The following is a 23,777-nucleotide window of genomic DNA, read 5'->3' on the forward strand; positions in this document are numbered from 1 at the left end:
AGGGCACTGTTGACTGGCGGGGCGTCGGGCGACGGGCGCACGGGGGCGTTCACCGGAAGCGGTTCGACGGTCAGTACGCTGCGTCTGATCAACTGTTCGACGGTCAGTAGTCTGCATCTGATCAACTCTCGCGTCCAAACCCCCCTCCGGCCCAGCCCTGGGAGAAGTGACCCCCACGATGACCGAAACCTCCGTAGCGGGCCTCTGCCGCCTCACCGTGCGCGCTCCGGCCAGGACCATGGACCTGGCCGTGCCGGCCGACGTTCCGGTGGCCGACCTGCTGCCCACCGTCCTGCGCTACGCCGGGGAGGAGGTGGAGGAGAACGGCCTGGAACACGACGGCTGGGTCCTTCAACTGCTCGGCGGGAAGCCGCTCGACGAGGAGAGCACCCTCGACCAGCTCGGGCTGAAGGACGGCGACGTGCTGCATCTGCGGCCGCACACCGACGCCCTGCCCGAGGTGCGGCTCGACGACCTGGTCGACGGTATCGCCACGGTGACGCGGGACCGGCTGCACGGCTGGACCCCGGCGGCGGGCCGCGCCCTGCTGCGCGCCCTGGTGGTCGCGGTGCTGGTGGTGGCGTTGGTGGTGCTCGCCGCGCCCGGCGGCTCCGCCGGGGTCCGGGCGGCGACGGCCGGCGCGATGGGGCTGCTCCTGCTGGCGGGCGCCGCCTCGGCGGGCCGGGCGGTCGGTGACGCGGCGACCGGGACGACGCTCGGCTTCATGGCGGCGCCCTGTCTGGCGCTCGCGGGCTGGCTGCTGCCGGGCGGCGAGATCGCGGGAGACCAGGCCCACCAGGTGTTCGGGGCCAGGCTGCTGGCCGCCGGGGCGGCGGGGGCCGGCGGGGCGGTGCTGGGCCTGGCGATGGTGGCGGTGTACACGCCGCTGTTCCTGGCGACGGCGCTGGTGGCGCTGGCCTCGGCCGCGGCGGGTGTGCTGATGAGCGTGCTGGACATCGCGGTGGACGACGCGGCGTGCGCGGCGGCCGCGGTGGTGGTGATCTTCGGCGGGTTCGTGCCGGCCCTGTCGTTCAAGCTGGCGGGGATGCGGATGCCGGCGCTGCCGACCAACGCGCGGGAGCTCCAGGAGGGCATCGAGCCATACCACGGGCCGGACGTGGCGACCCGGACCGAGCTGGCGAGCCGGTGGATGACGGCGCTCTACGCGGCGACGGGCGTGCTGTGCGCGGGTTGCCTGGTGGCCCTGTCGCGCCGGCCCGACCTGCCGGAGACGCTCACCGCCGTCGTGCTGTCGCTGCTGCTCCTGCTGCACGGCCGGGGCATGGTCAACGTCCGTCAGCGCCTCGCGCTCGTGGTGCCGGGCGCGTGGGGGGCGGCGCTGCTGATCCTCGCCCTGGCGGCGGCCACCCCGGCCGAGGACCGGCCGCTGCTGGTGGTGGGCCTGATGGCGCTCGCGGCGGTGCTGGCGATCGCGGCCTGGACCGTGCCGGGGCGGCGGCTGGTGCCGTACTGGGGCCGGGCGGCGGAGCTGCTGCACTCGCTGCTGGCCATCGCCCTGCTGCCGCTGACGCTGTGGGTGCTGGGCGTCTTCGGCGCGCTGCGCGCCCTCACCGGCTGATCCGGAGGAGCGACGATGCAATCGAAACGCGACCAGGCCCAGGCCCACTCGTTCATCATGGGGCGGCTCACCTCCGGCATGCTGCTGGCCGATCCGGACGCCGCGGAGAGCCCGCTGGGGCGGACCACGCGCGGCACGGTGATCGGGCTGGTCATCGCCGTGCTGGTGGCGGCGGGGGCCGTGGTGTTCGGGCTGATCTCGCCGGGCGGCAAGGACTCCTGGCGGTCCGGCGACAGCCTCATCGTGAACAAGGAGACCGGCGCCCGCTACCTCTTCATCGACGGTCGGCTGCGGCCGGTGCGCAACTACGCCTCCGCGCTGCTGATCGGCGGCGGGAAGCTGAAGACCACGACGGTGGGCACCGCGTCGTTGCGCGGGACGCCGGTCGGGGCGACCGTCGGCATCCCTGGCGCCCCGGACTCGGTGCCGGCCGCCGGGGACCTGGAGGGCGGTGCGTGGCAGGTGTGCGCGGCGGTCGCCGCCCGCAGCGGCGGCGACGGCACCGCGCGGACGGAAGCGGTGACCGCCCTGGTGACCGGCGGTCCGGCGACCGGCACCCCGCTGGGGGCCGGGTCGGCGGTGGTGGTGCGGGGACCCGACGGGACCACGTATCTGGTGTGGCAGGGCAGCCGGCTGGAGCTGGACCGGGCCTCGGGCGCCGCGGTGTCGCTGGGATACGGCTCGGTGACCCCGCGCCCCGTGTCGGCGGCCTTCCTGGACGCGCTGGTGGCCGGCCCGGACCTGGCGGCCCCGCGGGTGGCGGGCCTGGGCGACGGGGGACCCGAGCTCGGGGGCACGGCGACGCGGCTGGGACAGGTGTTCACCGTACGGGTGCCGGGTTCGGGCGTGCAGTACTACCAGTTGCGCTCCGAGGGCCTGGTGCCGCTCACCTCCACCGGGGCCGCCCTGGTGCTCGGGGACCCGGCGACCCGCGAGAAGGCGTACGACGGCGGGTCGCCGGACCCCCGGCGGATCGGTGCGGACGTGCTGGGCGACCGGCAGGCGCCCGCGACGAAGGGGAAGGACGTCTCGGTGCCGGGCCTGCCGGACACCCCGCCGAAGGCGGCGGCGGTGCCGGAGGACTCGGCGGTCTGCGCCCGCGTCGTCACGGACTCCGACGGCACCCGGGTCACCTCGGCGGTGGTTCCGGCGGCCGATCTGGGTCCGGTCGCGCAGGGCACGTCGGACCGGGCGGTGGCGGCCTGCCTCCCGGTGGACGCGGTGGTCGCCCGCCCGGGTCACGGGGTGCTGGTGCGGGCCCTGGGGGCGGGCGGCGGCATCGTCGGCAACACGACGTATCTGGTCGGGGACGACGGCATCAAGTACCGGGTGGCGTCGGACGCGGCCCTGTCCGCGCTCGGTTACGCGGACGTCACCGCGCAGACGCTGCCGTCGCCGCTGCTGGCGATGCTGGCCACCGGCCCGGACCTCGCGCCGGAGGCGGCGTCGGGCGCCTCGGCCCCGGTGACGGCGCCGGCCTGCGGCACGGACAAGGGCGGTGAGAACGGCAAGGGGAAGGCCGGCGACGGAGCCGACGGCCGGCAGGCCGCCGGCTCGGCCCGGTCGGTGGCGTTCGCCACGACCGGCGCCGCGCACTAGCGGGACCGACTGCCCGCCGGTCCCGCTCCCGGGCCGGCGGGCAGTCGTATACGAGCCCTCAGAGAACGCTCTCCGGAGCGGAGTTACGGATTCCTCAACAGAAGCTCATATCTTCCACCACCTGTTGCACAGTCAACTTGACGAACTCTAGGCTCCGGGAACCGGAACACCGAGCGACGAAGAGGTGGAGCCATGGCAGGCAATGGGCAGCAGTCCAGTGAACAGTCCACACGGAACGGCATCCAGGCGCTGGAAAGCGCCTTCAGCGGCATCCTGAAGTCGCGTCAGGACGTCGACGCCACCCGCGCCACCCTGTCCTCCGGCTACCAGGGCAGCGACGGCGGCCAGTTCGGCTCGCTGCTCAAGCAGTGGGACGACCAGGCCAACGTCATCCTGAGGAACCTGGAGGACATGGTCGACAAGCTCAACCAGAGCCTGGTCCAGCACAACAAGACCCAGGGTTCCTCGAACGACTCGATCAACCAGGCGTACACGCAGTCCCAGGCGGCCTTCGACCAGCTCGCCGGCTGACACGGTCCGCAGCCGGTACTTCACCCACCCCCACTGAGCAGGAGAAGACTTCCGTGCCCGACAACCTGACCGACGGTTACATCTACGTCGACTACAACCACATGAACAACGCGGCCGACGACATGGTCCACCAGACGAAGGCGATAGCGAACACGCTGGCCTCGCTGGAGGCCGAGCTCGGCGAACTCGTCAAGACCTGGTACGGAAACGACGCCGACACCTACCGCCAGAAGCAGGCCGCGTGGGACCAGGCGGTCAAGAACATGGAAAACCTGCTGACGTCGCACTCCGGTCTCCTGACGGACATCTCCGACAGCTACAAGTACAGCGAGAACTCGCTGACCCAGATGTGGTCCGAGGTCACCATCGGACGCTGACGCGGCCGGGCCGGGCAGGCCCGGTTCGGGCCGGGCCCGGCCCTTCGTCGCGGGGACGCGCACAGGACAGCGGACGTACGGACACGCAGCAGGAGGACGTCGTGGCGGATCTGACCCACCTGGACTCCCAGAGCCTTCAGAGGTTCCGGGACATCGACATCGCCGACTTCATGGCGGACCTGAAGGCCATCACCAAGGACGAGGCCGGAGTGCGGGCGCTGCACAGCCTCGTGAAGGGCATCACCACCTCCGACCACATCGACGAGAACCCGATTCTCGCGATCGGCCTGATGGCCAACGGCGAGGAGGTGGCGGGGGCGGGCCTGGTGACGGCGGTGAAGACGTCGGCCGAGGCGATCGACGGGGTCTTCGACGCGCAGTCCACCCTCTTCAAGGACATCGACCGGGATCTGGGCGAGACGATCCGCACCCTGCTGAAGACGCAGGGCACCTCGCTCACGTCGATCGACGGCGAGGCGCTGCTGGACATCTTCTCCGACGTCGACTCGGACATCGGCGGCGGCTCCACGGAGACCTGACCCTCCCGGCACGGACCGCCGGTCCCGCCCTCCGTACGCCCCCGCTCCCCTCCCCCACACCGAAGGTTCGCGCCATGCCGGCCAACTACGACACCGACGACTACTGGGGCAAGGCCGTCACCCTGTTCACGGGCTACGGCGTGCCCAGCCGCAAGGGCCTCTTCGAGGACCACCTGAGCAGCAAGGAAGGCATTCCGCTGTTCCGGATGGACATCCAGGGGGTGGGCATGCGGGCGGTGACGGCCGACGACTTCTCCGCGCTGAGCGGCTGGATGAAGAGCGGCGGCCAGGACTACGACCTGACCTTCTACCACGCGGGCGGGGACGGCGCGCACAGCGGCGTCTCGATGCGCAAGGCCCGCATCGTCTTCATCGGCGTGCCGGTCGACGAGCACGGGCGGGCCCGGCTGCTGGAGGCCGGCGAGACGATGTCCGGCGGCGAGTTCACCGGGGCATACGGCGACGAGTGGGACTTCGGGCCGCTCGGCCAGTACGTCAGCGGCTCGAAGGGGGCCCTGGACGAACTGCTGGACAGCCGCAGCACCCGCGGGTACGCGTACAACGGGCTGAGCGTGGTGAACGCCGAGGCGGTCGACCTCGACTCGTTCGAGCGGACGGGCCGGGCCTTCGACCGGGCGCTGGCGTTCTTCACCGACCACGCCGAGACGCTGGGCCAGTGGGAGACCTCGCTCGGCAGCGAGCAGTCGGCGTGGCGCGGCAAGGCGGCCGGGCTGTTCTGGCACCTGATCCACCAGTTGCACAAGAACTACGACAGTTACGTCGACCAGCTCGGCGGAGCCACGTACACCGCGCAGAACTCGACCAGCACCGGCTACACCCCGAAGTCGCAGCTCAGCGACGCGCTGATCTCGGCGCAGAAGACCCTGATCACCGAGGCGACCAACCTCCGCAACGCGTGGACGGCCTGGGCGAACACCCGGCAGCACGACCCGCACCGGGCCGTGATGGAGATCCTCGACAGCGTGTCGGCGTGGGTGCTGGAGAACAACATCCCGCACATCCAGCGTCACACGACGTCCGGCGGCTACTACTCCACCACCACCACGACCTACTCCTCGACGGGTGCGTTCAAGCAGGTCCACCCGGAGTACGGCGACCTCAACAACGTGGCCAACTGGAAGAAGATCGGCGAGGCCGCGGTCGCCAAGTGGAACCAGTACATCGAGACCCATCTGATCCCGGTGGCAACGACGGCCCTCACCAACGTCAACAACGCCTGGATCGAGGTGCAGGACGCGTTCGCCGATCCGCTGGAGACGAAGAACACCACGACGCTCTCCGAGGAGTACCAGAGCGACCAGGCCGAACTGGCCCAGGAGCAGGCGGAGCAGAACAGCGAAGACCTCAACAACAGCCTGAACGACCTGAACGACGGCCTGAACGACAGCCTCAACGATCTCGGCGACGGGCTGAACAACCTGGGTGCCGGGCTCAACGACAACCTCAACGAGATCAACGACGGGTTGAACGACAACCTCAACGACGTCACGGACCATCTCAACGACAACCTGAACGACATGAACGACGGGCTGAACGACAGCCTCAACGACGTGACCGACGGGCTGAACGACAGCTTGAACGAGACGACCTCGGGGCTCAACGACAGTCTCAACGGTCTCACCGACGGGCTGGGCGGCGGCACCGACGGGCTCGGCGGCGCGGACGGACTCGGCGGCACCGACGGACTCGGCGGCACCACCACGGACGATCTCAACTCGCTCACCGGTGACGGGGGGACCGGTCCCGCCGGGCTGGGAGTGGGCGGCCTCGGCGGACTGGGCGGCCTCACCACCTCGAACCTGAACGGCGGCAAGCCGGACAAGGACGCGCTGCCGAGCACGATGACCAACCCGGACGGCAGCGTCACCCAGTTGAACGGCGACGGCTCGCTCACCACGACGTACCCGGACGGCACCACGCAGACGGTCGACCCCGACGCGGGCACCCTCACCACCACCGCACCCGACGGCACCGTCACCACGTCCGACCTGAACACCGGCGCCGCCTTCACCAACCCGGACGGCTCCACCACCACGCTCAACCCCGACGGCACGATCACCACCGACTTCCCGGACGGGACGAGCCAGATCCTGAACCCGGACACCGGGGCGGTCTCCACCACCCACCCGGACGGCAGCGTCGTCGACTCCCGGCTCAACCCGGACACCGGTACGTTCACCGACGCCGAGGGCAACCCCGCCCAGCTCAACGGCGACGGCTCGCTCACCACGACGTACCCGGACGGCACCACGCAGACGGTCGACCCCGACGCGGGCACCCTCACCACCACCGCACCCGACGGCACCGTCACCACGACGGACCTCAACACCGGCACCGCCTTCACCAACCCGGACGGCTCCACCACCACGCTCAACCCCGACGGCACCCTCACCACGAAGCACCCCGACGGCACCGTCGAGCAACTCGACCCGGACACCGGCGCGCTCACCACCACCCGTCCGGACGGCAGCATCGTCGAGACCAGTCTCAACCCGGACTCCGGCACCTTCAGCACCGCCGACGGGAACCTGGCCGCGCTCAACGCCGACGGGTCGCTCTCCACGACCTACGCGGACGGCACCAAGCTGACGGTGGACCCCGACGCGGGCACCGTCACCACTTTGAACCCGGACCGCACCTCCACCGTCACCGCCCTCGACCCCGGCGAGCCGTTCACCAACCCGGACGGCTCCACCACCACGCTCAACCCGGACGGCACCCTCACCACGAAGTACCCCGACGGCACGGTGGAGCGCCTGAACCCCGGCACCGGAGCGCTCACCACGACCGACCCGCAGGGGCACACCTCCACCACGGACCTGAACGGCCCCTCCCCCGCGGGGCTGTCCGGAATCCCCGACCTGCCGACGACGAGTTCGGGCTCGCTCAACGGCTCGGTCTCGAACACCGCCGGTTCCGCGTTCGACTCGCTCACCGACCCGTTCACCAGCGGTTCCTCGCTCGACTCGCTCGGCGCGCTGAACGGTTCGGCCGGCGCGACGGCCGGTGGCGGCGGCGGTTCGTTCCTGGACGACTCGGCGGAGTACGAGGAGTACGACAGCTCGCCGTACACCGGCGGGGCACTCGGCGCACCGGGCTCCGGAGGCTCGGCCCTGACCGCGCAGGCGGGCACGTCCGCCGACTCCGCCTCGTCGCCCGGCGGCATGCCGCTGAACCCGGCGGGCATGGGCGGCGGCATGGGCGGTATGGGGGCCGGCGGCGGCGGGGGCAACTCCAACGAGCGGGTGCGCAACGTCCTCACGGAGACCGGTGGCGCCGTCAGCAGGCGCGGCGGGGCGGGCGGAGGGCGCGGCGTCGTGGCGGAGGAGGAAGAGGAGATGCGGGTCACCCGGGGAGGTGCCCCCGCGACCAGTTCGAGCCCGTTCTATCCGATGGGGGGCGGCGCCGGGAACGGTCAGGGCGGCCAGTCCACGGAGAGCGGTGACCGGTCGCGCAACAGCTGGGTGCCGGAGGACGAGGACGTGTGGGGCACCGACGACGGTGGCGCACCCGCGGTGATCGGACGATGAACGGGACTACGGCCGGGAGCCGTCGGGAGGGGCGACGATGAAGGAGTCCATCGAGCAGCGGCTCGCCCAGGCGATGGCCGAACTCGCTCAGACGGAGGCGGCGGTGGCCCGTGCCGAGTCCGAACTGATCGACGCGCACTGCTCCGTACGCTCCCAGGACCGCGCCGTCGAGGTGACGGTCAGCGCGCAGGGCGATCTGACGGAGCTGAAGTTCCTGGACGGCAAGTACCGGACGATGGCGGCCTCGCAGCTCGCGGTCAGTGTGCTGGAGGCGGTGCAGGAGGCCCGCGCGCAGATGGCGCGGCGGGTGATGCGCACCTTCGAGCCGTTCACCGCGGCCAGCCCGTCCGTCCCGGAGCTGACCGGGGTCGACGTGGACTGGAACAAGGTCTTCGGCCCGGGAGTGCTGGAAGGTCCCTCGTCCGGCGGTGCACGCGCGTCGTCGCGGCGGCTGCGGGACGAGATCGGCGAGGAGGACTGAGAGAAGATGCCCGAAGGAAACGCCTACTACGCCGAGCCGGGGCGGCTCCAGGCCGGCGCCCGGCAGATCGACCAGATCAGCGCGCTGGCGCAGGAGATCGTCCACGAGTTCGTGTCGGCGGTCAACCTGACCCGCGACTGGCCGGGTACCGACGACAGCTACGCCAAAGAGGTGCTGCCGCAGGAGAAGAAGGAGCGCGAGGCGGCCCTGGACACGGGCCTCGCGCTGTCGAAGGCCGTCGTGGGCGTCGCCGACGGCACGATGTCCAATTTGAGCAACATCCTCTCCACCCAGAGCGGCGTGCTCGACTCGATCCGGTCCTCCTCGCGCGGCGGCAACGGCAACGGCGGGAAGCACTGACCCCTCGATGACCATCCACGTCTCGCCGCAGCTGAACAACCTGCTCTTCGTGCTCATCGGGGAGCGGATGCTTCAGGCCGACGAGGACAAGGCGTACGCGAGTCACCAGCCGTACCACCGGCTGGGCAAGCGCGTCGTCGACCTGTCCGACCTCATCGAGCAGTCCGTCGTCGGGGTCGGGCGGGCACTGCCGCCGCAGGTCGGCAACAACTACGTCCGCGCGATGAACCTGTTCGTGGACAGCGGCGGGACCAACTACCTGCGCGAGTTCGCCGGGCAGTTGGACACGATCGCGCAGGGCCGGGTCAAGAGCTCCATGGACATCATGGAGTCGAAGTGGCAGATCATCGCGGAGCTGATCCGACTCCTCATCGAACTGGCCATCATCCTGGCCCTGTCCATCTTCACCGGCGGCTCGGCGGCGAGTCAGGCCGCGGTGGCGAAGGCCCGCAGCCGGGTCGCCATCCTGACCGCGCTGGACACACTGCTCAAGCGCACCCACCTCATGCCGAGCCTGTCCGAGGCGTTCGAGGAGGCGTTCACCACGTTCGCGGTGCGCCTGGCGATGATGACGCAGGCGCCGCCCGGCCGCCGGCCCGACGGCTTCGACTGGGGCCAGATCCTGAAGGACGGCGCGTTCGGGGCGCTCGCCGGCGGCTTCCACGAGCTCTTCTCGCACGTCACCAAGACCTTCGGGAAGACCTTCACCAACATCTTCGACAACCCGAACGGAAACCCGTTCAACAAGAACCTCACCGACATCACGACGAAGGTCACCACCCCTCCGCCGCCGCGCAACAAGTGGCTGGACGAGACCGCCGACATCGCGGACAACTTCCTGGTCTCCGGCGCCTCCGAATCGGTCGCCGAGATCTTCGTCAACGGCCTCTTCGACGGCAAGTGGACCACCAGCCTGGACACCTTCCTCGGCTCCGGAATCAGTTCGGTCGTGGAGAAGGGACTCGGCGACGGCACGGAGAAGTTCGGCAGCTCGATCGGCGAGGGCCTCGGATTCCACGACATCAACGTCGATCCGGTGACGATCGACCGGGCGGACACCGGCGGCGGCGACGGCCGCCCCGACACCACCGGCGGCGGACCGGGCGCGTTCGTCGGCCCCGGTGCGTCCGGGGGGAACCGTACGGGGTCGGGTGCGGGGACAGGCACGGGCACGGGTACGGGCGTCGACCGGCCCGGTGCGGACGGTCCGACGGTACGGGGGCCGGGTTCGACGGACCTGCTCGACGGCGCCGGCGGCAGGACGATCGACGTGCCGGGCCTCGACGACGTGCCGTCGCTCGACTCCGTCACGCGCGACGAGGTGACGGTCTCCGGGGGCGGTACGGGGACCGCGGGGCCGGGTACCACGGGGACGGGAACAAGCAGTACAGGCTCGGGCTCGGGCACGGGGACCACGGGCACGGGCACTACGGGCACTACGGCCTCGGGGACCACGGGCACGGGGACCACGGGCACGGGTCCCAAGGGCGCGGGCACGGACGGCGACCGGTTCGAGGACCCCGCAGGCGCTGTCGGCACCGTCGGAACCGGGGACCTGCAAGGGGGTGCGTCCGGGCAGTCCGTGCCGCCGCCGGGGGCGCACACGCCCGGGAACCCGGGCGGCGCGCCTGCACCGTCGGGAACCAATTCGGCGCGAAACAAAGACAGTTCGGATCTCGCTGCGAACGATGACCGGCCGCAGGCGGTCCCGTCGGACGAGACCGACGCCCCGGTCACCGACACCTCGGTCATCAACACTCCGGGCACCGGCACCTCGGACACCGACACCACCGCGACCTCCACCGACGTCACGGCCGGCACCGGGGGCCCGGACACCGCCGGCGGCGCGCCCGTCCCCTCCGAGGGCACCGGGAGCAGCGTCGGCACGGGCATCCCCGGCACCGCCCACGCGCCCGACGGGACCACGGGGACCGGCGGGAGGACGGTCGCGGACGTGGTGGCGGAACTCGGCGGGTCCGACTCGGTCGCGCCGCCGGCCCCGGCCACCCCGGCGCCCTCCCCCACCACCGCGCAGGCCGAGCCGCCCGTGGTCGTCGCCCCGCCGTCGGCGGTCGCGCCGGGCGGGGCCCCTGGCGGAGCCCCGGGAACGGGCACCGCTCCGGCCGCCACCGCCCCTGCCGCCACCGCTCCGGCCGCCGGTACCGGCCAGCCCGGCACCACCCCGTCCGGCGCCCGCCCCGCACCCGGCGCCGGCACGCCGGCGGACCCGGCCGACGACACCTCCGGGAGCGTCCCCGACCCCGCGGCCGACGAGACCCCGACCGACTCCGCGCACCCCCAGGACGGCACGGGCTCCGTCACGGACGGCCCGGCACCCACCGGCACCGCCCCGACCGATGGCCCGCCTCCCACCGGCACCACCCCGGCCGACGCCCCGGTGGCCGGGACCACCCCGGCCACCGTCGCCGCCGCCACCCCGCCGCCCGTCACCCCCCAGCCCCCGCCCGGCTGGTCCGACGCCCGCGACGCGGCGGCCGTGGAGCCGCGCCGGCACACCTGGGTCGACCCCGTGTCGACGCCGCCGACGGCGGACGGGACCGGCACCACCCAGTACGTGGTCGACTCCGCCTTCGACGTCCGCCGCTTCGTCCACGACGGCGAGCCGGTCACGGACCTCACGGTCGAGGTGGCGTTCACCGACGGGCACCTCGTCCCGGAGTCCGTCCGTCAGGACCTCTGGCAGCGGACGGTGGCGGGCGTGGAGCGGGTCTTCAACGCGCCGGGCCACCGCCTGCCCGGCGGCGAGCGGCTGCACGTGACGGTGGTCCCGGCCGCGCCGGGCAGCACGCCGCACCTGGAGGTGCGGCTCACCGCCGATCCCGACGCCGCGATGTCGCAGCACACCTGGGCGACCGACGCGACGGAGAACGACCTCGCCCACGAGATCGGCCACCAGCTCGGGCTGCGCGACGAGTACCGCGACTCCACCGCGCCGCACCGGCCCGCCGTGTCCGGCAGCCTCATGGGCGCGTACGACCGGCCCGTCACCGAGTCGACCGCGGACGCGGGCGAGCCCGCCCCCGTGCTCGTCCCGCCTGCCGTCGGGACGGACGGGCGACCGCTGCCGCCGGTCGGCGCCGGCTACGCCCAGGCGGGACTCCGGCCCCGCCACCTCGCCCTGCTGAACGCCGTGGTGGGCGACCCGTCGCCGCCGGTACGCGGCGCCACCAGCGGTGCCGAAACCTCCGAACCGACCGCGCCGCGGCCTTCCACGACGGCCTCCTCCACGCAGGTGCCCGGCGCCGACCCGCTGATGTACCGCCGGCGCGGCAAGAACGCCAAGCCCGACATGCAGGGGAAGGACGACGAGCGCGCGTCGAGCCGGACCACCGGACACGGCGACGGCACGTCGGGCGGGATACCGCTGAGCACCCTGACTCCTGCCCCGACCACCTCCGACTCCCTCGTCCCACCGCCCCCGAAGTCCTCCCGGACCCTCTCGGCGCCCCCGCCGTCCGACCCGTCGCCGCGGCCGTCCGCCTACGTGCGGGACTACGGCTCGCGGCGGGACGGCATCGTCGGTCTGGTCCACGTGGAGCCGCTGCCCGACCACGTGGTGGACGGACTCCACCGCCAGGTGCTGACCGCGCTCGGCCTGCCGGCGGACACCGCCGACTCCCATCCGGTGCTGGTGCGGGTGCGGGACGTGCTCAGCGCCGAGGCGATGTCCCTGAAGCTGGCGTACCTGCTGTCCACCGCCGGGCATCCGGTCACTGTCACGGTCGACGGACGGCCGAGGACCGTGCACGTACGGCTGACCCTGCACGACCCGCAACCGAACCGGCGGGACGGCGAGCACTACACCGCGGACCCGGACATCCATGTGGAGCGGCGCGGCCAGGGCACCCAGGAGAGCGGGTCCACCGAGGGGTCGGGCAACATCCGGACGATCCCGGTGCCCTGGACCGGCGCGTTCCCGATCATGGCGGCGGGGTCGACGCGCGCGGTGGACCTCACCCCGTCGTTGTCGCTGACGCACAACCAGTACTCCTCCTCCAGCACGGTCACCCAGGTGGTGCAGTCCACCTCGGCGCAGCGCAGCAACGAGGCGTCGCAGGGGTTCACGTTCGACTCGCGGTGGCAGGTGCGGGTGGACGACGGCGCCACGCCCACGGCTCCGCCCCTCTGGGGCACGGCGCAGTCGCACGGCCCGGTGACCGTGTGGTTCCCCGAGCACCTCGCGGCGCCGGACGCGGACGGCAAGAAGCTGCCGGCTCCGGCCGCCCTGGACGACCTGCCGGTGTGGGGCGTGGACTCGGTCGCCGAACCGGGCCGGCTGCTGCGGGAGGCGCACAGCGCGTTCGCCGGGGAACTGAACGACCTCTCGGAGGCGTCGCGGCAGGAACTGGCGGCGTTCCTGTCGGAGCCGGTACTGCGCGGCACGCTGCCGATGCAGCGCGGGCGGGGGGTGTTCTCCCCGGTGCTGCTGGACGGCAGGGGCCGGGCGGTCGGCGTCCTGCGCCTGACGACCGCGGTGCAGCTCCAGACGCCCACGCACGGGAGCCTCGACGGGAAGATCAACCTGGAGAGCCATGTCGTCCACACCGTGAAGGTCGAGGGGCAGGCCAAGTACACCAGCGGCATCGCGGTGGACGTCAACGTGAACCCGGCCTTCACCGGTGACACGTCCGCCGGGCACGCCGCCGCGTCCACCGCCTGGGCGCTCGCCGCGCCGGTGGGCAAGGGCGGGCTGAAGTACGAGACGTCGGACGCGCTGTCGTCCGGCGGTTCGGCCGCGGTCATGCACGCGGTGCGCAGCAACCGCAGCCATCTGCTGACGCCCTCGACGGTCACCCACACGCTGACCCTGTTGAGGCCCGGCGGCGGCGAGATCCGGAAGGCCATGGGGCCGTGGCGGAACGGCATGCAGTTGCGTGTCCTCAGCGCCGCCGACGCGTTGGGCACGAACCCGGCCGAGGTGCGCTCCCTTCCGGCGGAGCTGGACCGGCTGGAGAGCGTCGGGCTCTCCGCCACGCCGCTCGGCGTCACCGGGGCCGACCCGTTGTTCGACCAGGCTGCCCAGTGGCTGCGGACCGAGGGGTATCTGCCCTCCGCGACGCACAGTCGTTCCAGCGTGCTGCCCGACGAGGCGCTGGTGCAGGCGCAGTTGGCGAACCTGCGGCGCTTCGAGACCGCCCGTTCCGACGTGGGGCTGCGGGCGGCGACCGACGGGATGGTGGACGGCGGCCACTCGCTGTGGCTGGACCGGCCCACCCCCACCGGCACGCAACGGGTCCGCCTGCGGCTGGGCGCCACCCGGGACACCGCGGCCCCGGTCGCGCACGTGAAGTCCCTGCCGGGCATCCAGAGCATGGGCCTCGCGGTGCTCGGCGTGCCGGGCGCCGAGCAGCAGGCGTCGTCGTACGGCTTCTCGGTGGGGCTCGGCGCGGGAGGCAGCACCCCGGTGGGCAACGGGGCCTGGTCGCTGGGCGGCGCGGCGGACGCGATGTACGTGGGTCAGGTGACGCACCAGAACACGGTCGGATCGGGCATCGGGCACGAGCAGTTCTTCATCGGTTCGGGCCAGGACGGCGAGGTCTTCGACGTGCCGGCCCGGCTCTCGCTGGACCTCTTCGACGGTCCCGGTGACGTGCCCCGGGTGCGGTTCGCGGCAAAGGTGCCGACCCGAACGCCAGGGCCGCCGCCGACGACCGTCCCCGGCGTGCTGAAGTTCTCCGTGCCGCACCACCGGACGCTGCCGGGTTCCGCCCCCGCGCCGGCGCCCGCACCGCACGTCGTACGCGCGCCGGTCACCGCGCCCGGTCCGCGCAACGACGAGGACCGGATGGCCATGGTCCGTCCGGACGGCACCCCCCGCCCGGACGTGGTCCGCATGCCCGACGACGCCCTGGTGGACGTGGTCAAGGGGTCCGAGGCGCTGATGGACGCCTTCCGGCAGTACACGCGGGGCCCCCTCGGGGCGACCACGGGGACCGGGGTGCTGCCCACGCACAACCGTCCGGCCCCGCGGAACCCCGCCGACGCCGGTCCCGTGGTGGCGGCCGGACGGGCCGCCGCCGGATCGCTGGTGGGCCAGAAGGCGAACGACTCGACCACCGTGGCGCACGAGGTGCTGGCCGCGGCGCTGTCACCCGGCACGCTGACCGCGCGCGCCCACCAGATCTTCAAGGGCGGGTACGTCGTCGAGGGCATCACGCTGCCGGGCCTCGGTGCCGACGAGGAGATCTCGGTGGAGATCCGCGGTGTCCTGCACGACGCCCAGTACCGGCACGACGTCAAGCAGTACCTGGAGACGGGGCTCGGGTCCAACGACTCCGCCACCTCGCAGCGGGCGTACTCCTCCGCGCTGCGGACCGGCGTGGCCGGAACCCTCAGCCAGAACAACCCGAAGTCCCCGGCGCCCGCCCCCGGTACACCGTCCGACGCGCGGAAGCCGGACCGCCCGGACCGCTTCGGCATGTCGGGACGGTACGGCTACGTGCGCAAGGTGGAGAACACCGACAGCGTCGGTTCGATCACGGCGGTCAACCGGACGCCCACGGAGAGCGGCACGCAGCACCGGGTCGCCGCGGACGCCACGTATCTGGTGACGATCCGGCGGGGCTTCCGCAACGGCCCGGCGAACAGTGTGGGATTGGGCGGCCACGCCCCGGTGACACTGGCGGTCGACGTGCCGCAGGGCGTGCAGTTCCTGATGACGGACCACCAGTACCGGCGTGACGCGAGCTGGTTCGGCGGCATGAAGGACGCGCCGGCCGTCCCGGCCGCCCCGGTGAAGGCGCTCGCACCGCCCGGCCACTTCAGCCGGACCGGCGAAGTGGGCCACGGCGCGGTGCTGTCGGTGACCCCGCTCTCCAAGCCCGGCGGCCCGCCCGCCCGACGGGACCGCGTCCGCGCCGAGTTGACGGCACTGGTCGAACGGGAGGCTCCGGGCGCCACCCTGCCCGGACACGCGTCCTACCTGCCGGGGGTGCGGAGCCGGATCGCCGACTACACCTCGCCGACCGGGCTGAGGTCGCTGCCGGGCCGGGGCCCGGCCGGTGTCCAGCGCTTCCACTTCCGGCACGTCGCGCTGGGCGGCGCCCGGCTGGTGGAGGTGACGCTCAGCGCCCGGCCGCGCCCGAACCCCACCCAGCGGGCCGCCCTGCGCGGCGCGGAAGCGGGGGCCGGCACGGGCCTGGAGCAGTGGCACGGCCACACCCCCTCCGTCGTCTCGCACGGCACGACGTCCACGCGCCAGCACACCGTCACCCTCGCCCCGCTCGCCCGCTACCCGCGGCCCGCGTCGGACACCCGCACCGACCGGAACGCCGGTGTGCTGACGGCCTCCACCACGCGTGCGCACGGGGTGAAGACCACGGAGTCCGCCGAGGACCGGTACTGGATGCGCACGGACGGGGCCGCCGACTTCGACGTGGAGTACGACTACGTCATGACGGTCCGGTCCGAGCTGGTCACCGACTGGCCGCCGAACGTGGTGGGCGGACTGCTCACCAACGGGGTCGTCTCCTGGAACGACGCCGACGACGGGCTCGTCGACTGGCTCACCGGCGCCCTGACGGGGCGGCCGGCACGGACCGCCGCCGTGCCCGCCGCCGTCTCGCTGCGGTTCACCGGTGGCGAGGCCGGCGACCGCACCCCGAAGCGCGGCCCGGTGGACCCGGAGGTGAGCACCGAGAGCCCGCGGGGGAAGGGGTCGTTCACCGAGGACACCCTGTTCGAGCCCAGCGGTCCCACGCCGACCTTCGGTTTCAACGCCTGGCAGGAAGTGGCCACCGCACTCGACACGGTGGCCCCCGGCCAGAACACGCCCTGGCGGTCCCTCACCACGTCGACCTCGTCGGAAGCCGCGGCCGTGCGGCTCGGCGAGCTGATCCAGGCCGGTGAGATCGCGCTGGACCGACCGCGCACCACCGGTGGTCTCACCGACCGGATGCCCGGCGCCTGGGTGGGCAACTCCGGTCCGTTCGACGCGCCGACGATCTCCGTGTCGCTGCACGACCCGCGGCTCACCAGCGACACCGGGGACGTGACGCTCGACCGGCTGCGGCTGTACAACTCCGTCACCACCTCGACGTCGTCCGGCGGAACCGGATTCGGACTGTCCTTCCAGGCCGCGTACGCGGCGGACGACCCGAACCGGCACACCGTGGGGGCGACCGTGCCGGTGCTGGTGCGGCAGCCGCAGACGGCGGGCGAGACCGCGACGGCGAGCGGGGCGGGCCGCGACTGGCTGAAGACGGGCACCACGGCGGCGCCCAAGGGCGAGCGCGGCACCCGGACCTACGCGGCGCTCGTCGACGTCCACCTCACGGTGCGCGGACCGGACGGGACGCGGCACGTCACCGGCACGACGACGATGCGGATGACCGAACGCGACGCGCTGGGGTACGGGGTGCTGACCCGGCCCGACCCGGACGCCGAGGGCGGCGAGGCCCTCGAACACCGCCCGCTGCCCGGGGTCTACGACGTTCCCGGCATGCTGGCCGACCAGCCCGCCGGCGACCTGCGCGACTGGACCAGGCACCCGCTGGACACCCTGCCGTCGGCGCTCGCCGACCGGATCCACCCGGACGACGGGGCCGCCGGACTGTGGCTCGCGCTGGGGGCCGATCCCGGCGGCGTCCGTCGGGCGCGGGCGCTGCACGCCGCGTCGGGCGCGGCCCGGATCGCCGGGAAGCCGGTCGAGTTGACGCTGCGGACCGGCGACGGGCTGCGGCGCTGGTCGTTCGCCGCCGACGGCTCGCTGAACTCCGGCCCCACCGCCGCCTCTTCCGTACGGACCGCCTGGACGGCGTTCACGCGGCAGTCGACGGCGCTGACGGAGGCCGCCCGCGCACAGGAGGAGGCCCATCTGCTCGAACTGTCCCTGCGGCCCCCGCAGGCGACCGCGCACCAGGATCTCGCCGACGCGGAGACGACGCTGACCGGGCTGGAGAGCGCCGCGGCGGACGCCCGGCTCGCGCTCGGCAAGGCCACGGCCCGCGCCACGGAGACCGGGCGGCTCGTGACGGAGGCGGACGACACCCTCGCGCAGCGCTCGGGGGACCGGGTGCGGCTGCGGGACGCGCTCGCCGGGACGCGGACCCGGATCGCGGCCGACGTGAAGACGGAGACGAGGCTCGCGGCCGAGGCGCAGCGGGCGGACGACTTCGTCAAGCACGTCGAGCGGATCCGGGGCGCCGCCCGGCGGGCCGCCGCGGCGGCCGAGCGGGGTACCGCCGTGCCCGACGCCGCCACCGTGCCGGACGGGCTGCCGTCCGTCGAGACGGCCCGCACCCGGGCCGCCGAGGCACGCGCGAACCTGACGGCGGTGCGGGAGAAACTGGCAGCCCGGCGCCTGGACGCGGAACGCGCTGCCCAGGATCTGAAAGCCGCCGAGGAGGCGGTCACCGACGCCCGGGGCCTGCTCGACGCCGCCCGGACGGAGCACGCGACGGCGGTGACCGAGCAGGAGCGCGCCGCGTCCCTGGCACGGGCCGCGGACGCCCGGGTGGTGGCGGCGACGACCGCCCGCGACGAGGCCCGCGCGCAGCGGGACGCACGGGACGCCGAAGTCGCCGCCGCCGTCGCGGAGCAGGTGGCGCAGGGGGCCGCCCAGGACGCCGCGGCCGCCCGGCTGCCCGCGCTCGGCACGGCCGTGAGCACCGCGCGCGCCGGGACCGGGGAGGGACGGGTGGACGGGCCGCTCGGCTCGCTGGCCTCGGCCCCGGCCCGGCGACCCGGCTCCGCCACACCGCTGCCGAACGCCGCCCCGCCGCCGGCCTCCGGCGCGCGGAGCGGCAAGCGTTCCGGCTCCACGGACCCGAAGGCGTCCAAGAGCGGGTCGAAGCCCGTCACGGAGGGCACCGGCTCCACGAAGAGCGCGAAGAAGCACACGACCGGGCGCCCCGGGACCGCCCCGGTTCCCCCGCCGAAGGGCTCCACCTCCGCGAAGCCGTCGTCGAAGCCGTCGTCGCCCGGGTCCGTCCCGCCCCAGGGCACCACGCCGCCCGACGACGGGAAGAAACCGGTCGAGGGCACAGGGACGGAGAAGAAGACCACCGGCCCGGACACCGGCACCGGTGGAAAGGGCAAGGAGAAGGCGGCGGCCCCGACCGGGGCCCCGGCGCATCCGGCCGGTTCGCCGGTCCGGACCCCGGGCAACGGCGAGTGCCTGCTCTACGCGTTCATCGGCAGCGATCCCCTGCTGATCCGGGACCGGTTGGCCGGGCGTCCCGACGTCGACGCGGCCACGCTGCGCTGGCTCTCGGACCCCGCACGCGTCCGGGCCGACGTGGCGTGGATCGCGGGCGTCCTGTCCGAGACCGACGTCGCGCCCCCGCACCGCCCCTCGGAGACGGCCGTGGCCGCGCTCAGGGCCTACACGGCGGAGTACCTGCACACGGCGGCGCTCGCCGACGACCTGCCGGACGAGGTGGTCGGCCAGTACCGCCTGACCCGGGCCGACGCGTTCACCGCCTCCCTCCACACCATGAACCGCCCCCGGCTGCTCGCCCTGCTGGACCAGTTGGACGTCGACTCCGTCCGGCACCCGCAGGCGTTCGCACGCGCCGACCTGATCGCCCGCTACGACGCCGCCACCGGGGCGAACACCGACGGGACGGCCCCCGTCCCCCGCCCCACCGACCAGGCGATGGTGGACCGGCTCGGGGCCCTCGGAGTGTTGCCTGCCCCGCACGCGCTGAACACCGAGCGCCTGCGCGCCCTGCTCGCCGCCGCGTACACCGAGAGCCGGGCGCCGCTCACCGACGACGAGCTGACCCGGCTCGGGGACGCGGTGGCGGGCTGGTCGGCGAGCTGGGGCTCGTACGAGGGCGAGGTGTTCCTGCCGCTGCTCGCCCACGCCCTGGACGTGCGCGCGGACGCTCTGCGGGCCCCCGGCGCGGTCCAGGTCACCGCCGTCACCACGGTCGGTCCCGCCGGCGCCACCCGCGGGCTCCAGGTCTTCTACGGCAACAACCACTACAGCGCCGCCACGGCCGGGCCGCTCGTCCTCCCCGAGGCCGAGGGGGCCCCGCACCCCACCTCCCAGGCACCCCGGCCGGTCCCCGCGGACACGGGCCCGCAGGAGGTACGCCCGTCGGCCCGCCGGGGGCCTTCGCCGGTGGCCGCCGACCGCGAGGACTGGGCCCGCCGCAGGGCCGGAGCACCGGCCGGACGGCTGCACACCGAGCGGTTCGACCCGCACGCCGACCCGCTGGCCGCTCCGCCGAGGCCGGGCACCCTGGGCGGCGCGACGACGCTGGTACGCGCGTCGGTCCGCCGCGTGCAGACCAAGGACGGCAGCTGGGTGCGCGACCTCACCGTCACACTGCCCGTCGCCCCCTCGGCGGACATCGGTCCGGAGCGGCTCGACGCGTTCCGCGAACGGATGCGGTCGATCCTCGACGCACACGTCAACCACGGCCATACGCTGCCCGGTTCGGGTGACCATCTGAACATCGGCGTGGAGCTCGTGACGGATCCCTCCCACCCCGAGCACGTCACGCTCACCGACAGCCCGGAGCCGGGCGCGGCGGACCAGCGCACCTGGGACCTCGGGCACCCCGACTCGGTCCTGCTGCACGAGGTGCTGCACTACGTCGGCCTGCCCGACGAGCAGCACGACGAACGGTTCCTGTTCCGGATCGACGCCGCGTCGTCCGCCGTCCACACCTCGGGGGTCATGGCGAGCACCGCGCCGGTGCGGGGACTTCCGGAGCACTATCTGGCCGTGATCGAGCAGGTCGCCGACTCCGGCCCGGTCGTCCGGGACCACCCGTACGACGCCGCCCCCGCCCCGCGGTCCGGCCCCTCGCCCGAACCGGCGACCGCGCTCACGCCGGAGGACGGCCCGGATCCCACCTGGCCCGTCTCGGCGGCCCCCCGCGACGGCAACGACCCCGACGACGCGGACTCCGACGCCGACGCGGACGGGGCCTCGGTGGAGCTGACGTTCGGCGCCGACTTCCTGCTCGGCCCCTCCGCCGCCGGCCCGTCCCGGACGCGGGGCGGCCCCCCGCCGGACACCCTGCGCTTCTCGATGGGGTCGCTGCTGAACGACGACGCGTCCACCGCCTCCGACCCGTACGCGGCCTGGCGGGCCCGGCCGCTGCTCACGGCGGACTACGTCACGGCGCTGCCGGCGCATGACGCCGACCCGCTCTTCCGTACGCTCTATCCGCCGTCCGTAGCGGTGCCGCAGCCCCTGGCGGGCGACGGCCATGCCGAGGACCCCGTCCTCGCGCTGCCGCTGGAGCAGACGCTCGCCGCCCCCCGTCCCGTCCTGCGCGTGTCCGAGGACGGCACGCTGGCCATCGTCGGCGAGGGCGGGCACGTCCAGGAGGCCTACGCGACCCCGGCGGTGCTCGCGCGGGCGGTGACCCGGCTGCGGGCGGCGGGCAGCGGGGTGACGCTGGAGACGGACGGCGCGACGGTGATGGTGCCGGGCCCGGACGGCCCGGTGGCGCTGCTGCGGGTCCGCCCGGTCTTCACCGCCGGCAAGCCGCCGGTGGAGATCTGCCGGGACTTCGCCGCCGGAGCGCTCGGCGGCTTCCCCGCGTACGGCGTGTTCCGCGACCCGTCGACGGGGACGACCGCGCCGGTGCAGCTGAACGCCGAGGACGAGATGGAGCTGACCGGCACCCACCTCCTGGCGCGGGCCATGGCGGAGGTGGCCGACGGATCCGCCGACCCCGAGGAGACCGGACCGGCGTGGGCAGCGCTGCGGATGGGTGAGGACCCGCGCACCAAGGGCGGGCGGGCCCCGTGGTTCCTGCCCGGCGAGGAGTACGGCGGGGCGCTGCGGCTCGACGGCCCCGATCCGGACCGGCTGGACGCGGTGACGGACGTGGCACGGCGCATCGGCGTCAACCAGTTCGCCTGGGCCGCGGTCGGCGAGGGGTACGTCGTGCAGTCGATCGGCGCCCCGGACGCGGAGGGCGGGTACGGTCTGCGCGAGAACCACGCCAAGCCCGACCCCCGGCCCGCGCTCCCGTTCGGCTACCACTTCGCCACCGTGGTGCTGGAGAGCGAGGACGGGCTGTCCCAGGTGAGCCTGGAGAACTTCGCCCGCCGCCGTCACATCCAGGACGCCATGAACGGGGCCATCGAGGACGCGATGGCCCGGTACGGGCCGCGGCTGGAGCAGTTGCTGGCCCAGGTGGACCGGCGTATCGCCGCCTACCCGGACGCGTCCGCGGCGACCGGGCCGCGCCGGCGTCTGGAGGGCGGCCGCCGCTACCTCGACGCCCTGATCCGGGTGCGCGACGGCCGCGGGCGCGTGGCCCGGCTGGCCGCCGACCAGCAGCCGGGACCGGAGACCGCCGAACTCGTCGAGGAGCGCCGGGCGCTGGACATGGCCGAGAAGACCGCCGGCCTGCATCTGATCCAGATGCCGCCCGCCATGGACTCCCGGCGGTGGTGGCACATGAAGATGTACACCCGCCGGCCCGGAGAGTCGTTCCACGAGCAGAACGCCGCGCTGCTGCCGGACGAGCCGGACGCCGTCTCCGCGGTGTACAACCCGCTGACCCTGGTGGTCCTCGGCCAGGAGCCGCCCGGCACCCTGGAGATCGAGTTCCCGGAAGGCACCAAGGCTCTGTCGGAGGAAGGGAGTTACCGCGTGGCGGGAGCCACCCGCGAGGTGGCCCGGCTCAGCCTGTGGAACGAGGAGTACGGGCTGCGTCCGCCGTCGGTGACCCTCACCGGGTACGGCAACGGCACCCGGCTGCCGGGCGTCGACCGGGCCGGCCGGGCGCGGGAGACCGCCGGGGAACGGGTGACGGTGACCGCCCGGGAGTTCGAGCGGGCGCTCGGCGAGAGCCTGGAACGCCTGCTCGCCGACCCGCCCTCGACGGAGCGCACCCGCGCACTGGTGGACGTGCAGCGCAGGGCGGCCGGGCTGGACCTGCCGGCCGACGATCCCGGTGCGGCGCCGGACGCCCCGCGCGAGGTACGGCGGGCCCGCAGGCGCCGGGTCACCCTGAGCGTGGACGCCGGGCGGGCTCCGGGCACCAGCGGCACGGTCCCGCCCACCCCGCGGACCCCCCTGGCCTTCCCGCCGACGGGCAGTGGGCCCGCCCCGCTCCCCTCCCCGGACCCGCGCGGCTCGGGCGGGTTCCCCGGCGAGCGTCCCGAGGACGCCCGGTCCTCCGGCCCGTACGGCCCCGAGGGGGCGGGTTCGTTCTCCGCGGCCTCCGCGACGTCCGCGGCCGGCGACCGGGCGTTCGCCGACGCGCTGCTGGAGTCGCTGCGGCTGACCGCCCCGCCGATGGTGTGGTCGGACGGCTTCGCCGAGGCGATGGGTTTCGGCTGGCTGGTCGCCGACGACGCGCCCACCGCGCTGCGGGCCTGGGCCAGGGACCAGTTGCTCCTGGACGGACCGGTTCCGGGCACCTCGCTCCCCGACGGCGACGATCCGGTCTCGATGGACGAACTCGCGCGCATCGGACACGAACTGACGGGCAGTCAGCACGCACTCGCGGTGATGATGGGCGGGGACATCACGGTCGCGGACGCCGGGCTGACGTCCGACGAGCGGATCGACCTGCTGCTGAACCGCCCCTCCTCCCGCGCCTACGCGGACGTGGTTGCGGCGCTCGTCGCCCGCGGCCTCGCCCAAGCCGTCGTGATCACCGGGCCGGGTACGGAAGTCCGCCGCTTCGGCGCGCCGGGCGGCGACCCGGTGCGGCTGCGCTTCGACGGCACGACGTACACCGTCGCTCCGGCCGAGGAGCCGCGGGAGGAGCCCAGCCTCGCCTGACGTATCGTCACTCACCCCCCGCCGACCGCACC

General features: G+C 73.8%; 9 protein-coding genes. All 9 read left to right on the forward strand.

The annotated features are described in order from the left end of the window. Positions 1-178 precede the first annotated feature (178 nt). The 9 genes from eccD to Q0994_RS09405 all read left to right on the forward strand — a co-directional run bounded on the left by eccD (position 179) and on the right by Q0994_RS09405 (position 23,745). Entirely contained in the window at positions 179-1,579 is a 1,401-nt protein-coding gene (gene eccD, locus Q0994_RS09365; protein WP_299531503.1) for a type VII secretion integral membrane protein EccD, read from the forward strand. 15 nt (positions 1,580-1,594) lie between these two features. Then, positions 1,595-3,178 carry a type VII secretion protein EccB gene (gene eccB, locus Q0994_RS09370; protein WP_299531505.1) on the forward strand — a complete coding sequence of 528 codons (1,584 nt, stop codon included), beginning with the start codon at positions 1,595-1,597 and terminating at the stop codon, positions 3,176-3,178. Between the two features lie 192 nt (positions 3,179-3,370). Beyond that, a complete protein-coding gene (locus Q0994_RS09375; protein WP_299531507.1) occupies positions 3,371-3,709 on the forward strand; it encodes a hypothetical protein in 339 nt (112 codons plus the stop codon). A 53-nt stretch (positions 3,710-3,762) separates the two neighbouring features. Continuing rightward, the gene (locus Q0994_RS09380; protein WP_299531509.1) at positions 3,763-4,086 is read left to right on the forward strand and encodes a WXG100 family type VII secretion target; all 324 of its coding nucleotides are present in this window, start codon (positions 3,763-3,765) and stop codon (positions 4,084-4,086) included. 101 nt (positions 4,087-4,187) lie between these two features. Continuing rightward, positions 4,188-4,625, forward strand: a complete 438-nt coding sequence (locus Q0994_RS09385; protein ID WP_299531512.1) for a type VII secretion system-associated protein — start codon at positions 4,188-4,190, stop codon at positions 4,623-4,625. 74 nt (positions 4,626-4,699) lie between these two features. Continuing rightward, positions 4,700-8,176 (forward strand): AAWKG family protein, encoded by a 3,477-nt coding sequence (locus tag Q0994_RS09390; RefSeq protein ID WP_299531515.1) that lies wholly within the window; start codon positions 4,700-4,702, stop codon positions 8,174-8,176. A gap of 37 nt (positions 8,177-8,213) precedes the next feature. Next, positions 8,214-8,657 carry a YbaB/EbfC family nucleoid-associated protein gene (locus Q0994_RS09395; protein WP_299531518.1) on the forward strand — a complete coding sequence of 148 codons (444 nt, stop codon included), beginning with the start codon at positions 8,214-8,216 and terminating at the stop codon, positions 8,655-8,657. A gap of 6 nt (positions 8,658-8,663) precedes the next feature. Next, positions 8,664-9,017 (forward strand): hypothetical protein, encoded by a 354-nt coding sequence (locus tag Q0994_RS09400; RefSeq protein ID WP_299531521.1) that lies wholly within the window; start codon positions 8,664-8,666, stop codon positions 9,015-9,017. A gap of 7 nt (positions 9,018-9,024) precedes the next feature. After that, positions 9,025-23,745, forward strand: a complete 14,721-nt coding sequence (locus Q0994_RS09405) for a hypothetical protein (protein ID WP_299531524.1) — start codon at positions 9,025-9,027, stop codon at positions 23,743-23,745. The last annotated feature ends 32 nt before the right edge of the window (positions 23,746-23,777 follow it).

Origin of the sequence: uncultured Streptomyces sp. (assembly GCF_947488945.1) — a bacterium.
Classification (GTDB): Bacteria; Actinomycetota; Actinomycetes; order Streptomycetales; family Streptomycetaceae; genus Streptomyces.